Here is a 16,339-nt window from a genome sequence, read left to right on the forward strand (position 1 = left end):
ACATAAATTCATGAACCTCTTAGTTAAGGGAATTACACTAGTCGATCCGAACAGCGAGTTTAATCAGAAAACTTGCGATGTACGCGTTGAACAAGGGAAAATCACCGCAATTTCAAAAAGTTTAACATTAGCCAAAGGCGAAACACTATTTGAGGGAAAAGGAGCAATACTTTCTCCTGGATTTTTCGATTTAAACTGCATGATTGGCGACCCAGGTTTAGAAACCAAAGAAGATATTGAAACAGGAACTGCAGCTGCAAAAGCTGGAGGATTTACTGGAATAGCAGTTTTACCAACTACAAAACCTGTGGTACAATCTAAAGGCGAAGTAGAATATATCTTAAACAGAGCTAAAAACAATTTGGTAGATGTGCATCCGATTGGTGCAATTAGTCGCGATTTAGAAGGTAAGGAATTAGCCGAGCTTTTTGATATGAAAAATGCCGGAGCAGTTGCTTTTTCAGATGGGAGTAAAGCCATAAGCGATGACGGTTTCGTGAATAGAGCATTACAATACTCTTTAGGATTTGGCGGTTTGTTGATGCTGTATCCAGAAAATAAATCTATCGCGGGCAAAGCGCAAATAAACGAGAGCAAAAATAATGTGTTGCTGGGCATGAAAGGGGTTCCGGCATTGGCCGAAGAAATGCAGATTTCTAGAGATATATTTTTGGCGACTTATCACGATGCACCAATTCATATCAGTAATATTTCTACAGCTGGTTCGGTTGCAATTATAAAAAAAGCCAAAAAAGATGGTGTAAAAATTACTTGCGATGTAGCTGCACATCAATTGGTATTTACAGAAGATTTACTAAACGATTTCGATAGTAATTACAAAGTAAAACCGCCATTGCGTGGCAAAAATGATATTAAAGCACTAATTTTAGGCTTAAAAGATGGAACAATTGATGCAATTTCTTCACAACATCGTCCGCATGAAATAGAGTTTAAAGATGTAGAATTTGAAATTGCAGCTTATGGAATCATCGCCCTGCAAACAGTTTTACCTTTATTACTCCAAGCAGGTTTAGATGCGACAACAATTGCAGAAAAACTAGCCATCAATCCAAGAAGAATATTGAATTTGCCCATTCCGATAGTTAAAGTAGGAGCAGATGCAAACTTTACAATCTATCATCCAACCCAAAAATGGGAATATAATTCAGCTACTAATGCCTCAAAATCAAGCAATTCTCCTTTGTTGGGTAAAATCTTAACAGGAAAAGTGCAATTAGTTTACAATAACAAACAATTTCAAGTATATGAACAGTAGTGTAGAGCAAGCGCTGATTGCATCTTTAGATCAATTTGCAGCAGCTAATAATATAGATTCGATTGCCATAGAACAACGTTTAGTTGAGGTTTTTGGTAAGGATATGAATTTCTTAGAAAAAGTAGCTGAATTTGATGAAGTTTTTGACGAACATGCAAAATTTGATGAACTAAGAGAAGTTTATTTCGATTTATTAATGATTAATTTCTTCACCAGCGATGTAAATAAATTAGAAGAAGATTACTTGGAATCGAAAGAATGGGAAAATATTGAGGAAGAAACGATAGAACGTGGGACTGAATTGTTGAACTTGTTATTATATATTAATGAATGCCATGACGAAGAAATTAAACCAGGTTTAGAAGACTTTTTGAAAGAATTTTTATTGGTGGAAGAAGACGAATTTCAAGACGAATTTCATATTTATGAAGATTTAATTAGTAACCAACAATTGGCCGAAAGTAGCGTAGAAGATATTTGTAGCAATGCTGATTTACTAGAATTAAGTGAAGAAATGGAAGAACTTTTTGTGCCTTTCATGACTTTCTTCTTGCAGCCAAATACTAGTGAAGTCACACAACAAGAAATACTAAAGTTTAGTAACAATAAGAGTTTTGATGTTGCAGTATATACTTTAATTACTAATTTTAATAAAAATAGATAAACCTAAAACTAAACTAAATAAAATGGAAACAACAGAAACTGGAGTAAACCTAAAAACGGAGGCCTTAAAAAACGGTGCCATTTGGGGCGCAATTAGTATTGTAATTTTTTTGGTAACCTGGTATATGATGCCAAGTTTAATGAGTTCGTATGCTTATTCAGGTATACTTATGTTAGTAGGTATTGCTTTGGCAGTATTCTTTTGTATTGATATGAGAAAAAAAGCAGGTGGGTTTTGGTCATTTGGCGAAGCATTATGGAATATTTTTGTAATGTTTTTACTATCAATGGCTATTATGTATGTTTTTAATATCATTTTCGGGAAATACATTGATACAACCTATCCAACTACAATGAAAGAGTTGGTTATGGCTAAAACTGAAGGCACGCTTAAATCTATAGGTATGGCTGAAGCAGATATGTCGCAAGCATTAGAAAAAACTTCAGAAAATTTAGATAAACAGTTTACGCCAACATTTAGCCAAGCTGTAGTTGGTTTTGGCATTGCTGCGGTAATTTATTTTATTGGTGCATTAATTTTTGCAGCCATTTTTAAAAGAAATCGCCCGGTATTTTTGGGTGGTACCGAAGAATAAGCAGTAAGTATATAAAATTTATCAACGTGCAACTTTCTCAATATAATTGATGAAATTTGCACGTTATTTTTTAAGCGTATTATGTTTTCAGACAATTGTCTAATAGATAATATCAAATACTCGACACACAATAAATGGATATATCAGTTGTAGTACCTTTATATAACGAAGAAGAATCTTTACCAGAGTTAATTGCTTGGATAGATAAAGTAATGGGCGAAAATAATTTTTCGTATGAAGCTGTTTTTGTAGATGATGGCAGTACAGATACATCATGGGCTGTTATTGAAGAATTAAAAAAAACCTACAGTACAATAAAAGCAATCAAATTCAGAAGAAATTATGGTAAATCTGCCGCGTTAAACGTAGCTTTTGAAGCAACACAAGGTGATGTAATTATTACAATGGATGCCGATTTACAAGATAGTCCAGATGAAATTCCAGAATTGTACCGTCGAATAAAGGAAGAAAATTACGATATCATTTCGGGTTGGAAAAAGAAACGTTACGATCCAATCACCAAAACCATTCCTACAAAATTATTCAATGCAGCTACTCGTAAAATGAGCGGTATTCAACTAAACGATTTTAATTGCGGTTTAAAAGCATATCGTAGTGATGTAGTTAAAACTATAGAGGTGTATGGCGAAATGCACCGTTATATTCCTGTAATTGCAAAATGGGCAGGTTTTAATAAAATAGGAGAACAAGTTGTAGAACACAGAGCCAGAAAATACGGAACGACTAAATTTGGTTTCAGTAGGTTTGTTAATGGCTTTTTAGATTTGCTTTCTATTTTTTTTGTAGGCAAATTTGGTAAACGCCCGATGCACTTTTTTGGTTCGTTAGGCGTATTAAGTTTTCTTTTAGGTACAATTATGGCCTTATGGATGATTGGCGTTAAACTATATCACATTGCGGCTCATATTCCTTATAAAAGAGAAATTACCGATCAACCTTTATTTTATATTTCTTTGGTGGCAATTATTGTAGGTTCTCAAATGTTCTTAGCAGGATTTATTGCAGAACTTTTATCACGTAATGCGCCAGAAAGAAACCAATATTTAATAGAAAAAGAAATTATATAAACTGAAAAGACTAAAGCTTAATGCGCTTTGGTCCTTTCAGCTTTCAGCTTCAAAACATGTTTTTCTCCATTATCATCCCCCTTTATAATCGCCCACAAGAAATTGATGAGCTTTTAACTACCTTAACTGAGCAAACGTACACACAGTTTGAAGTGCTGGTTATTGAAGATGGTTCTGTAAACGATGCAAAGGATATTGTGGCTTCTTACGCAGATAAACTGGATGTTCACTATTTTGTAAAACCAAATGCGGGACAAGGTTTTGCTCGTAATTTTGGTTTTGAGCGAGCCAAAGGCGATTATTTTATCATTTTCGATTCAGATTGTTTAATACCCGAAGATTACTTAGAAATTGTTAAAAATTACCTGTTCGAACATCAATTAGATGCGTATGGAGGTCCAGATGCTGCACATGAAACTTTTACACCAGTTCAAAAAGCAATTAGCTACGCCATGACATCTCCATTTACTACAGGTGGAATTCGTGGTAACAAAAAACATATTGGGCAATTTCACCCACGCAGTTTTAACATGGGTGTTTCTCGAGAAGTTTACGAAAAAGTTGGCGGTTTTATTTTAACGCGTCTAGGTGAAGATATCGAATATAGCATTCGTATACATGAAAACGGATTTAAAATCGGATTAATCCCTGCGGCAAAGGTTTTCCATAAAAGAAGAACAAGTTTTAGTCAATTTTACAAACAATTGCATTTCTTTGGCAGAGCCCGAATTAATATTTACAAACATTTTCCATCGGAGTTAAAAGCAGTTCATTTTTTTCCAGCTTTATTTACGGTAGGCACAGGTTTTATGCTGTTATGCAATGTGTTTTATCCGCCATTGGCCTATATTTGTAATTTCTTTTTTGTGCTCTATTTTTTGTTGATATTTTTTCATGCTTGGCAAGTTAACAAATCAATAAAAATTGCACTTTTGAGTGTTGTTGCATCATTTATACAACTAACCGCTTATGGTTTAGGTTTTATACAAGATTTTTTTAAAAGAATAATAGTTAAACAATCATGATAGATTATTTGAAGGAAAGTACTTTCGCAGTAAAAGATGTAATTATGCAAGCGTGGAAAGTTACCCGCGATAATTATTTCTCTATTGCTACACTGTGTTTTTTGATATTTATAACAGCATTTACCTCAACCTTTATGGCCTTTTTTATGGGCGAATTGAATATAGGCATTAGAGTTTTAATGTTGCTCATCTTTATTATGAGTTATTGTGTAGTCGAATTATGTTTAATTAAATATATTTTCAGATTACTGGATCACCAAGAAGAAACAGATATAAAAATTATTGATACACTACCTACTAGAACAGAAGTAATACGATTTCTTATCGGAACCGTTTATTTTGGATTGAGTATATTTTTGGTTGGTATTTTATTAATGCCAGTACTTTACATTTTAGATTTAATTTTAAAATTTGCTGTAAATCAAGGTCTAATTAATAATTTCACCTACGCTGGAAAAGTAATCGTTAATGTTGCTGTTGCTATTGCGATGTTAAGTATCTTTTTTACGTTTATTCGAATAATATTCTTCCCGTTTTTTATTATTGATAAGCATAGTCCACCCTTTGAATCCATTAAATTAAGTTTGGCTACAACAAAAGGTAATTTTATTAAGCTTTTATTCATACTTGTGGGTTTAGTAGTAGTTCAAGCCATTGTTTTCGGGTTTTTCTATATTGTAATTATGATGGGTTTTCGCCTAATCAATTTCTTTTTCGATTATGATATCAACCAATATATCTCTTTAATTGTTGTTGTATTTAGCTCATTTGTTATTGTGCCGTTTACCACCGCTTTTTTTGCAGTTGCTTATCGTAAAATAATGAAAGAATACAAGGGCGATGAACATCCAGATATTATACACAACATCGTTTAATGCTCATTACATTCACAAATCCTCTCATTTATTAATTTAACAACATGGGAATAAAAGCGGCACTAAGTAAGCCATTTGCTGCATGGGTTGTAAAAGGCATCAATAAATGGAAAAAAGATGCATTAAAAGCACAGGGTGATGTTTTTAACTCACTTATCAAATCGGCAACGCCTACTGTTTTTGGTAAAGAGCATAACTTCAATTCCATTAAAAATTACGAAGATTTTAAAGCAAATGTTCCGATACGAGATTATGAAGGTTTAAGGCCTTACATAGATAGAGTAGTTGTCGGCGAAACAGATATACTTTGGAAAGGTAAACCGAAATATTTCGCAAAAACTTCTGGTACTACATCAGGCGTAAAATATATTCCTATCTCTAAAGAATCAATGCCAGAGCATATTAAAGCTGCTCGTAATGCCTTATTAACCTATATTCACGAAACTGGTAAAGCCGATTTTGTAAACGGTAAAATGATTTTCCTACAAGGAAGTCCGATATTGACTAAAAAAAACGGAATTAATGTAGGTCGTCTATCTGGTATTGTGGCGCATCTAGTTCCTGCATATTTACAAAAGAACAGATTGCCATCTTATGCTACGAATTGTATCGAAGATTGGGAAGAAAAAGTGGATGCAATTGTTACCGAAACTTTGCATGAAGATATGACACTCATTTCTGGCATTCCCCCTTGGGTGCAAATGTATTTTGATAAGTTGAGCGAGAAAACTGGCGGAAAAAAAATCAAGAATATCTTTAAAAATTTTAGCCTATTTGTGTATGGTGGAGTAAATTACGAACCCTATCGAGCTAAAATTGAGGCAAGCATTGGAAGAAAAATCGATGCTATTGAGACATATCCAGCATCTGAAGGTTTTATTGCTTATCAGGATACACAGGAGGATAAAAGTTTATTGCTTTTAGCTAAAGCGGGAATTTTTTATGAATTTATTCCAGCTGATGAATATTATAACGAAAACCCAACTCGATTAAGTTTAGCCGAAATAGAATTGGATAAAAACTATGCACTGATTTTAAATACAAATGCAGGTTTATGGGGATATAGTATTGGTGATACTGTAAAATTTGTTTCTAAAAATCCGTATAAGATTTTAGTTACTGGTCGCATCAAACATTTTATATCTGCCTTTGGCGAACATGTAATTGGCGAGGAAGTAGAGCAAGCTATTCTGTCGGTGGCGAATGAGGAAGGAATAGAAATTACAGAATTTACAGTGGCGCCACAAGTAAATCCGCCTGTTGGCGAATTACCTTACCACGAGTGGTTTGTAGAGTTTGTAGAAACACCAAAAGATATTAAAGCGTTTAGTGAGAAAGTAGATCTTGCTTTGCAGCAAAAAAATATTTACTATTTTGACCTCATTGAAGGGAAGATCTTACAGAAACTGATTATTCGTTCGCTACAAAAAGATGCATTTGTGAATTATATGCGAGCAGAAGGTAAGCTTGGTGGGCAAAATAAAGTGCCACGATTAAGTAATGATAGAAAGTTGGCAGAGGTTTTAGAGAAGTATATTTAGAAAAGGAAGTTTGAAAAACATATCAATATTAGGTTCGACAGGTTCTATTGGAACGCAAGCTTTAGAAGTAGTTCGGGCAAATCCGGATTTATATAAAGTTAATGCACTAACAGCCCAAAATAATGCAGAGCTTTTAATTCAGCAGGCCTTAGAATTTAAGCCAGAATTGGTAGTAATTACGTGCGAAAGTCATTATCAAATCCTAAAAAATGCATTACCAAATACAATGGTTTTATGTGGAGAAGATGCATTAATTGCTGCGGTTCAACTGCCAAAAACTCAATTTGTATTAACTGCAATTATGGGTGCAGTGGGTTTAAGACCAACCATTGCCGCAATTGAAGCGAAAAAAGATATCGGCCTTGCCAATAAAGAAACATTAGTAGTAGCTGGCGAATTAGTAATGCAATTGGCTAAGGAAAATGGTGTGAAAATTATTCCGGTAGATTCAGAGCACTCAGCAATATTTCAATGCTTAGTTGGAGAAGAAAATAATCCAATAGAAAAGATTTTTTTAACCGCATCTGGCGGACCATTTCGTGGCAAAGATTTAGTTTTTTTAGCAAACGTAACTAAAAAAGAAGCTTTAAAACATCCAAATTGGATAATGGGTGCAAAAATTACTATCGATTCAGCTTCATTGATGAATAAAGGATTGGAAGCCATTGAAGCAAAATGGTTATTCGGTTTAACAGCAGAGCAGATTGAAGTGGTGGTACATCCGCAATCTATTATTCATTCTATGGTGCAATTTACCGATGGATCTATTAAAGCACAAATGGGTCTGCCTGATATGAAATTGCCCATTCATTACGCCTTAGCTTATCCGCAAAGAGTAGCGAGCAATTTTGAACGGTTTAATTTTTTAAACTATCCAGAACTCACATTTTCTGAGGCAGATACAAAAAGTTTTCGTAACCTTGAGCTTGCCTTTGTGGCGATGAAAAAGGGCGGTAATATGCCTTGCATAATTAATGCAGCCAATGAAATAGTAGTCGATGCATTTTTAAAAGATCATATTGGCTTCTTACAAATGAGCGTTGTAATAGAAGAATGCATGCAGAAAATGGACTTTATTGCTCAACCAACACTTAATAATTATTTAGAAACCGACAAGCAGACGCGTATATTTGCAAGTCAACTCGTAACAAAACAAAGTTTAACAAATCTAAAATCAAAAACATACTAAATACTATATGAACGGACTGATTATGGCGGGCCAGCTTTTGCTGGGATTATCGATACTAGTAATTTTACACGAATTAGGACATTTTTTAGCGGCACGTGCCTTCGGAATAAAAGTTGAAAAATTCTATCTTTTCTTTGATGCTTGGGGTTTCAAGCTTTTTAGTTTTAAAGTTGGCGATACAGAATATGGAGTAGGATGGTTGCCTTTGGGTGGCTATGTGAAAATTTCTGGAATGATTGACGAATCTATGGATACCGAACAGATGGCATTACCTGCCGAACCTTGGGAATTTCGTTCAAAACCAGCTTGGCAGCGTTTAATTGTAATGCTAGGTGGTATTATTGTAAATATCATTGTAGGTATTTTCATTTTTTGGATGCTTACTTTTAAATATGGAGAAACCTACATTCCAAATGATAAATTAGCAAATGGTGTACACCCAGGTATAATTGGTGAAGAAATTGGTTTAAGAGATGGCGATAAGATTTTAGCCATTAACGGACAAAAAGTAATTCGTTTTGAAGAATTAATTAGTTCTAAAGTTTTATTGAGCGGTCCGAAATTAACTATTTCTCGTGATGGTAAAGCCATTGATCTAAAAGTTCCTGAAACGGTATTAAATAGCATTAGCAAACATGGTATTGATGAATTTGTTGAGCCAAGAATTGTTGCTAGAAAAATATCACAAGTAGACAAGCCTACAACTGTAGTAGAATCTAAAGGATTATTTAGCCGTATAACTGGTCTGTTTTCTAAAAAAGGACCGGCAAAAGTATACACACCTGCTTATGATGCAGGAATGAAAGTTGGCGATAGTGTAATTTCTATCAATGGCCAATCTGTACGTTACTTAAATGATTTTACTACACAAATACAAAAATCTGCTGGCAAAACAGTTGCTATTAAGGTATTACGTAATGGTAATTTAATTGATTTAACACCAAAAGTAACAGCCGAAGGTACAATAGGTATAGCCATAGCAAAATTCAAATTACCAATTAGCCATATCGATTATACTTTCTTTGAATCATTCTCAGTAGGTACATCTAAAGCATGGACAACCTTTGCAGATAATGGAAAAGGAATCTGGAAAATGATAACTGGTAAAGTAAGTGCTCGTAACATTAGCAGCCCTATTGGTATTGCTCAGGTTTATGGCAGCGAGTTCGATTGGGCAAACTTTTGGCGCTTAACAGGATTAATTTCTATGGCATTGGCCTTTATGAATTTATTACCAATTCCAGCTTTAGATGGTGGTCATGTAGTATTTTTGATAGTAGAAATGATTAAAGGTAAGCCACTAGGCGATAAATTTATGGAACGTGCTCAAGTAGTTGGTTTCGTTATTTTATTGAGTTTAATGGTGTTCGCATTTGGAAATGATATTCTGAAACTAATTCAGAAATAGCTTTTAATAACTAATAAAAATAGCCACAGATGCGCAGATTTTAATATAATCTGCGCATCTGTGGCTTAAAACATAAAGTGATATAAAATGAATTATTTCGAGCTTTACGAGTTACCGATAGGCTTTAATCCAGATCAACAATTGGTAAAAAAGAAGTTTTACGAATTGAGCAAGAAATATCATCCCGATTTTTATATCAATGAAAGTCAAGAAAAGCAAGACGAAGTTTTAGAACTTTCTACACTTAATAACAAAGCTTTTCAAGTATTAAAAGATCCACAAAAGCGCTTACATTATATCCTTAACCTAAAAGGACAATTGGTAGAAGGAGAGAATTATGCATTGCCACAAAGTTTTTTACTAGAGATGATGGAAGTAAATGAAGCCTTAATGGATTTAGAGTTTGATCCTGATCCAGCAAAATTGGCAGAGTTGAAAACCCAAACAGAGCAAATAGAAAAAGAACTAGCGGATGAACTACAATCTTTAACACTAGCTTATGATAGTGCTGCGGAAGAAAACCAAGAAAGTGCTTTAAAGGCTATTAAAGATATTTATTACCGTAATAAATACTTATATCGTATTAAAGAAAGTTTGGCTCGTATGGCTTCTTAAAATTGTTGGAAGGTTTGCTAAGTGTAAAAAAGCAAATCAACAATTTTTATGCAAGTGTCATTAATTACATTTGTTGCAAAGCCATAATCATGACCTCATTAAACTTATTCAGAAAAGTAGCCGTAACCGAAGGTATCTCTTATCTTTTATTGTTGTTTATTGCAATGCCTTTAAAATATTGGGCAGATATGCCTCTTGCAGTTAAATATACAGGTTGGGCACATGGTTTACTTTTTGTGCTTTATGCTGCTTGTTTAGTTTTGGCTTGGCAAGAAACAAAATGGAAATTCGGCAAAGCAGTTTTAATATTCTTAGCCTCACTATTGCCGTTTGCTCCATTTATTGTAGATAAAAGACTGAAAGAAGAAGAAATAACTCAATAATCCCAGCATAAAAATTCAGACAATTATGCCTAATATTGTTTCATAATTTCGAATAATGGGCTCAACAGTACTCATCATAGATGATGAAATTAAAATACGTAGTTTATTAGCTAGAATAATAGAACTAGAAGGATTTTCTGTTTTACAAGCTCAAAATGCTAAAGAAGGCTTAAAAATAATTACTAATCAGGATGTTACGGTTGTAATTAGCGATGTGAAACTGCCAGATGCAAATGGTGTAGAGCTAGTTAAACAAATCAAATCCATCAAATCCTATATCGAAATTATTAATCTTACCGCTTATGGTACTATTGCAGATGGGGTTTTGGCCATAAAGAACGGCGCTTTCGATTACTTAACCAAAGGCGATGATAATGATAAAATTATACCACTGGTTTACAAAGCCGTTGCTAAAGCAGAATTACAACTTAGGGTGTATGAGTTGGAAAGCAAAATAGTTGGTAAATACAATTTCAAAAACATTTTAGGTAATTCAAAAGCCATTAAAGAAGCAATATCTCTAGCAGAAAAAGTTGCCGTAACAGATACAACTGTTTTATTATTAGGCGAAACCGGAACTGGAAAAGAAGTTTTTGCGCAAGCGATTCATTATGAAAGTCCTCGAAATTTAAAGCCTTTTGTAGCCTTAAATTGCAGCGGGTTTAGCCCCGAATTATTAGAGAGTGAACTATTTGGCTACAAAGCTGGCGCTTTTACTGGAGCCAACAAAGACAAAAAAGGCTTATTAGAAGAAGCAAATGGAGGAACTCTCTTTTTAGACGAAATAGGAGAGATGAACCTCGATTTGCAAGCTAAATTATTACGTGTTTTAGAAAACCAATCGTTTATTAAAGTAGGTTCTACTACCACAAGCCAAGTTAATGTACGCATATTGGCGGCTACAAATCGCAATTTAAAAGAACAAGCTGATGCTGGGCTTTTCCGTTTAGATTTATATTATCGTTTATCAGTCTTTATAATTCCGTTGCCATCTTTAAGAGAACGCAAGGCTGATATTGCCTTATTAGCTAATTATTATTTGCAAGAGTTTGCCAAAAAAGTAAATCGCTCTGCGTTAAAAATGGATGATAAATTAGTAGATACCCTCGAAAAACATAGTTGGAAAGGGAATGTGAGAGAATTGAAAAATGTAATAGAACGCTTAGTAATTTTAGCCAATGGCGATGTTTTAGATACTGCTCAGTTACCTAACGAATTTTATATAAATACTCCACAAAGTAATGCTTTCGATTTGCAAACGATAGAAAAACAACACATTCAAAAAGTGTTAGCGCACACAAAAGGAAATAAAACAGAAACTGCTCGTTTACTAAATATTGGCTTAACGACGCTCTATAGAAAAATTGAAGAATATCAAATAATTTAAACTATCGTCATTGCGAAGAATGAAGCAATCTCCTTCTAATATTAAATAAGTAAAAAATGGGTTTCCATTTTGATAAAAACCCTTCCATTTTGGAAGGGTTTTTTTATGCCTAAAACTTTAAAATAAACGTTAAAGTATTGATAATAATGATTTTGAGTATAATTATATCCTAGTGGTACAGCTATTGGTATGGTGGTTAAAAATTAGTAACCATGATAACAATTATCTTATTTCTCACCCTCCTCATCTTTTGCTGGATCGCTTATAAATCCATCGATTGGTTCGAAAACATTTAACAATGATAGCATTATTCATCATCGCAGTAGCAGTATTCCTGTACATGGTTTACGTACTTATCAAACCAGAAAAATTTTAAAAAATGAACACAGAATTTCTCGGCATTATTGCCACTTTCCTGCTCACATTAGTTATTGCCATCCCATTAGGAAAATACTTGGCAAAAGTATTTGCAGGAGAAAAAGTTTGGACAGACTTTTTAAAACCACTTGAAACAGGTATTTATAAACTTTCGGGCATTAACCCAAAAGAACAAATGAATTGGAAACAACATTTAAAAGTGTTGTTACTTATAAACACCGTATGGATAGTTTATGGTTTTTTCGTTCTACTTTATCAAGATAAGTTACCCTTTAACCCAGATGGAAACCCAGGTATGACACCTGATTTGGCTTTTAATACCATCATCAGCTTTGTAGCTAACTGTAATTTACAACATTACTCTGGCGAAACCGGCGTAAGCTACTTAACACAACAATACGTTTTAATGTTCTTACAATTTGTAAGCGCTGCAACAGGTATTGCCGCTGCAGTAGTATTATTTAAAGCCTTTAGAGATAAAACAACAACCAATTTGGGCAATTTCTGGGAGGTATTTGTAAAATCAATTACCCGTTTATTATTGCCGCTTTCTATTGTAATGGCATTAATTCTAACATTTAATGGTACACCAGCAAGTTACGAAGGTAAAGATCACTTTATTTCTATGCAGGGCGATACTGTTCACGTATCTCGTGGACCAGCAGCGCAATTAATAGCTATAAAACATTTAGGTACTAATGGAGGAGGATATTTTGGAGCCAATTCAGCACACCCATTCGAAAACCCAAGCTACTTTACCAACATGGTAGAAATGATAGCTCAAACGATTATTCCAATAGCAATGGTTATCTGTTTCGGTTATTTTATTCGCAGAAGAAAATTAGGATGGACAATTTTTGGTGTAATGACAATCGGAGTGCTTTTGTTAATGATACCAACCTTAACATCAGAATTAGGAGGAAACTCTGCCATAGCTAAGATGGGTATTTCGCAAGCTACTGGCGCAATGGAAGGCAAAGAAGTACGATTTGGGCCAACTGCAACAGCCTATTGGAGCACTTTAACTACCGTAATTTCTACAGGTTCTGTAAACGGAATGCATGATAGCACCATGCCATTAACAGGCGCATGGCAGTTACTAGCCATGATGATTAATGGATTTTATGGCGGTTGCGGTGTAGGTATTTTAAACTACTTTATTTATCTCATTATTGCAGTTTTCATATCGGGTTTAATGGTGGGCAGAACACCCGAATTTTTAGGGCACAAAGTAGAAGCTCGTGAAATTAAAATTGCAGCTCTTATTACCTTATTAAGTCCGTTTTTAATATTAGTAGGTACTGCTTTGTCAGCTCATTTATTTACACATTATGGCAATGCCGCTTGGGCAGTTCAACCTAAAACCTGGTTAAATAATCCAAATTTTCATGGTTTTTCCGAAATGTTATACGAAATGACTTCATCAAATGCGAACAATGGTTCGGGCTTTGAAGGTTTAGGCGATAACAATAGTTTCTGGAATATATCAACAGGAATTGTGATTTTTCTAGGCAGATTTTTACCAATTATTGGTCCAGTGGCAATTGCAGGTTTATTAGCTCAAAAGAAATACATTCCAGAATCAGCGGGTACTTTAAAAGTAGATACAAAAACTTTTGCCTTGATGACTTTTGCAGTTATTATCGTATTAAATGCTCTTTCTTATTTCCCTGCTTTGGCTTTAGGCCCACTAGCAGAATATTTTACGATGCTTAAATAGAACTTGTCATTCCGAGGAACGAGGAATCTCAATTAGATCCTTCGCTACGCTCTGGATGACAAAACCTAAAAAAATAAATCTGTGAAATCATTTTAATCTGTGAAATCACATAATTGAAAAAAAATGAAATCAAATAATAAATTATTCGAGCCCGCATTAGTGCAAACAGCGCTCAAACAATCTTTCGTAAAACTCGATCCGAGAGTAATGGTACGTAACCCAGTTATGTTTACCGTAGAAATTGGAACTTTAGTAATGGCTTATGTTACTGTATATTCTTTCAGCCATACCGGACAAGGAAACCCATTGTATAATTTCTTCATCTTTTTAGTGCTATTACTTACTGTTTTGTTTGCAAATTTCGCCGAAGCCATTGCCGAAGCAAGAGGAAAAGCACAAGCAGATAGTTTACGCAAAACCAGAGAAGAAACTCCTGCAAAAGTAATATTAGCAAACGGAGATTTCGAAATCCGTTCATCAAGTTTGTTAAGAAAAGGAGATGTCTTTATTTGCGAAACTGGAGATATCATTCCAACAGATGGAGAAATTATTGAAGGAATAGCAACCATAGATGAATCTGCAATTACAGGCGAATCTGCTCCAGTAATAAGAGAGTCTGGAGGTGATAAATCATCGGTTACTGGTGGTACAAAAGTATTGTCAGATGAAATTAAGGTGATGGTAAGCACTGAACCTGGCGAAAGTTTTTTAGATAAAATGATTGCTTTAGTAGAAGGTGCATCACGTCAAAAAACACCTAACGAAATTGCTTTAACTATTCTATTGGCAAGTTTTACGTTGGTTTTCATCATTGTATGCGTAACCTTAAAACCATTTGCAGATTACGCAAACACACCAATCACAATTGCATCATTAATCTCGCTTTTCGTGTGTTTAATTCCAACCACAATTGGCGGTTTATTATCTGCCATCGGCATTGCCGGAATGGATAGAGCTTTAAGAGCAAACGTAATTACCAAATCTGGTAAAGCCGTAGAAACTGCTGGCGATATTGATGTTTTGCTATTAGATAAAACCGGAACCATCACCATTGGCAACCGTAAAGCAACCAATTTTTACCCAACTGCAGGTGCTAATATTAAACAATTTACAGATGCTTGCGTACTAAGTTCATTGGCCGATGAAACTCCAGAAGGAAAATCGATTATTGAGCTAGCCAAAGGCGATAACAATGCAGTTTTAGAAACCGCACCTGCGGGATCGGAATTTATCAAATTTACAGCCGAAACTCGCTCAAGTGGTTTGGATACGTTGGATGGAAGAAGAATTAGGAAAGGCGCTTTCGATTCTATTCGTAACATCGTTCAAAAAGCTGGGAATATTTTTCCATCAGATATTGAAGAGAGAGTTAAAATTATTGCTTCAAACGGCGGAACTCCTTTAGTAGTTTCTGAAAATGAAAAAGCCTTAGGTGTAATCGAATTACAGGATATTATTAAACCAGGCATTAGCGAACGTTTTGAGCGCCTACGTAAAATGGGTGTAAAAACAGTAATGGTTACTGGTGATAATCCTTTAACTGCTAAATATATTGCTGAAAAAGCTGGAGTAGATGATTTTATCGCGGAAGCAAAACCCGAAGATAAAATGAATTACATTAAAGATGAACAAGCTTTAGGTAAACTGGTTGCCATGATGGGCGACGGAACAAACGATGCACCCGCTTTAGCACAAGCCGATGTTGGAGTAGCAATGAATAGCGGAACACAAGCTGCAAAAGAAGCGGGTAACATGGTCGATTTAGATAACGACCCTACCAAACTAATTGAAATTGTAGAGATTGGAAAACAACTCTTAATTACTCGTGGTACGTTAACTACTTTCTCTATTGCTAATGATGTGGCTAAGTATTTCGCTATCGTTCCAGCATTATTTATTGCCTCAATTCCTGCATTGCAGAGCTTAAATATTATGGGTTTGCATAGTCCAGAAAGCGCAATTATGTCGGCCGTAATTTTCAATGCTATTATCATTCCTATTTTAATTCCATTAGCGCTTAAAGGTGTGGCTTACAAACCTATTGGCGCAACAGCTTTATTACGCAGAAACCTATTTATTTATGGAATTGGTGGCGTTGTAGCTCCATTTATAGGAATTAAACTGATTGATTTAGTAGTTGGTTTAATGGTTTAAAATTTAAAAACATGTCACAGGATGACAACAAATAAAAATAA

At 34.6% G+C, this 16,339-nt stretch carries 15 protein-coding genes; all 15 read left to right on the plus strand.

Features of this window, described 5'->3' with window-relative positions; translation table 11 throughout:
- Window positions 1-10 precede the first annotated feature (10 nt).
- The 15 genes from GM921_RS02160 (at window position 11) to kdpB (ending at window position 16,298) form a co-directional block, all read left to right on the plus strand.
- Entirely contained in the window at window positions 11-1,276 is a 1,266-nt protein-coding gene (locus tag GM921_RS02160) for a dihydroorotase (RefSeq protein ID WP_182920972.1), read from the plus strand.
- Window positions 1,266-1,940, plus strand: a complete 675-nt coding sequence (locus tag GM921_RS02165; protein ID WP_182920973.1) for a hypothetical protein — start codon at window positions 1,266-1,268, stop codon at window positions 1,938-1,940. Before GM921_RS02160 ends, GM921_RS02165 begins: the two co-directional genes overlap by 11 nt.
- Before the next feature lie 22 nt (window positions 1,941-1,962).
- The gene (locus GM921_RS02170) at window positions 1,963-2,535 is read left to right on the plus strand and encodes a DUF4199 domain-containing protein (RefSeq protein WP_182920974.1); all 573 of its coding nucleotides are present in this window, start codon (window positions 1,963-1,965) and stop codon (window positions 2,533-2,535) included.
- Between the two features lie 134 nt (window positions 2,536-2,669).
- Entirely contained in the window at window positions 2,670-3,623 is a 954-nt protein-coding gene (locus tag GM921_RS02175; RefSeq protein ID WP_182920975.1) for a glycosyltransferase family 2 protein, read from the plus strand.
- Between the two features lie 56 nt (window positions 3,624-3,679).
- Window positions 3,680-4,648, plus strand: a complete 969-nt coding sequence (locus GM921_RS02180; protein WP_182920976.1) for a glycosyltransferase — start codon at window positions 3,680-3,682, stop codon at window positions 4,646-4,648.
- Window positions 4,645-5,523, plus strand: coding sequence for a hypothetical protein (locus GM921_RS02185; protein ID WP_182920977.1), 879 nt, complete (start codon window positions 4,645-4,647; stop codon window positions 5,521-5,523). The genes GM921_RS02180 and GM921_RS02185 overlap by 4 nt, the downstream gene beginning before the upstream one ends.
- A gap of 44 nt (window positions 5,524-5,567) precedes the next feature.
- Entirely contained in the window at window positions 5,568-7,064 is a 1,497-nt protein-coding gene (locus tag GM921_RS02190) for a GH3 auxin-responsive promoter family protein (RefSeq protein ID WP_182920978.1), read from the plus strand.
- 10 nt (window positions 7,065-7,074) lie between these two features.
- Window positions 7,075-8,253, plus strand: a complete 1,179-nt coding sequence (locus tag GM921_RS02195; RefSeq protein WP_182920979.1) for a 1-deoxy-D-xylulose-5-phosphate reductoisomerase — start codon at window positions 7,075-7,077, stop codon at window positions 8,251-8,253.
- 7 nt (window positions 8,254-8,260) lie between these two features.
- Window positions 8,261-9,661, plus strand: a complete 1,401-nt coding sequence (rseP, locus tag GM921_RS02200) for an RIP metalloprotease RseP (RefSeq protein ID WP_182920980.1) — start codon at window positions 8,261-8,263, stop codon at window positions 9,659-9,661.
- A gap of 87 nt (window positions 9,662-9,748) precedes the next feature.
- The gene (gene hscB, locus GM921_RS02205; RefSeq protein WP_182920981.1) at window positions 9,749-10,276 is read left to right on the plus strand and encodes a Fe-S protein assembly co-chaperone HscB; all 528 of its coding nucleotides are present in this window, start codon (window positions 9,749-9,751) and stop codon (window positions 10,274-10,276) included.
- 89 nt (window positions 10,277-10,365) lie between these two features.
- Window positions 10,366-10,659 (plus strand): DUF3817 domain-containing protein, encoded by a 294-nt coding sequence (locus tag GM921_RS02210; RefSeq protein ID WP_182920982.1) that lies wholly within the window; start codon window positions 10,366-10,368, stop codon window positions 10,657-10,659.
- 55 nt (window positions 10,660-10,714) lie between these two features.
- Window positions 10,715-12,046 carry a sigma-54-dependent transcriptional regulator gene (locus tag GM921_RS02215; RefSeq protein ID WP_182920983.1) on the plus strand — a complete coding sequence of 444 codons (1,332 nt, stop codon included), beginning with the start codon at window positions 10,715-10,717 and terminating at the stop codon, window positions 12,044-12,046.
- Window positions 12,047-12,344: 298 nt separating this feature from the next.
- Window positions 12,345-12,422 (plus strand): potassium-transporting ATPase subunit F, encoded by a 78-nt coding sequence (locus GM921_RS02220; RefSeq protein ID WP_110831930.1) that lies wholly within the window; start codon window positions 12,345-12,347, stop codon window positions 12,420-12,422.
- Between the two features lie 3 nt (window positions 12,423-12,425).
- Window positions 12,426-14,144, plus strand: a complete 1,719-nt coding sequence (kdpA, locus tag GM921_RS02225) for a potassium-transporting ATPase subunit KdpA (protein ID WP_182920984.1) — start codon at window positions 12,426-12,428, stop codon at window positions 14,142-14,144.
- A 123-nt stretch (window positions 14,145-14,267) separates the two neighbouring features.
- Window positions 14,268-16,298 (plus strand): potassium-transporting ATPase subunit KdpB, encoded by a 2,031-nt coding sequence (kdpB, locus tag GM921_RS02230; RefSeq protein ID WP_182920985.1) that lies wholly within the window; start codon window positions 14,268-14,270, stop codon window positions 16,296-16,298.
- The last annotated feature ends 41 nt before the right edge of the window (window positions 16,299-16,339 follow it).

This window comes from Pedobacter planticolens (genome assembly GCF_014172375.1).
GTDB classification, from domain to species: domain Bacteria; phylum Bacteroidota; class Bacteroidia; order Sphingobacteriales; family Sphingobacteriaceae; genus Pedobacter; species Pedobacter planticolens.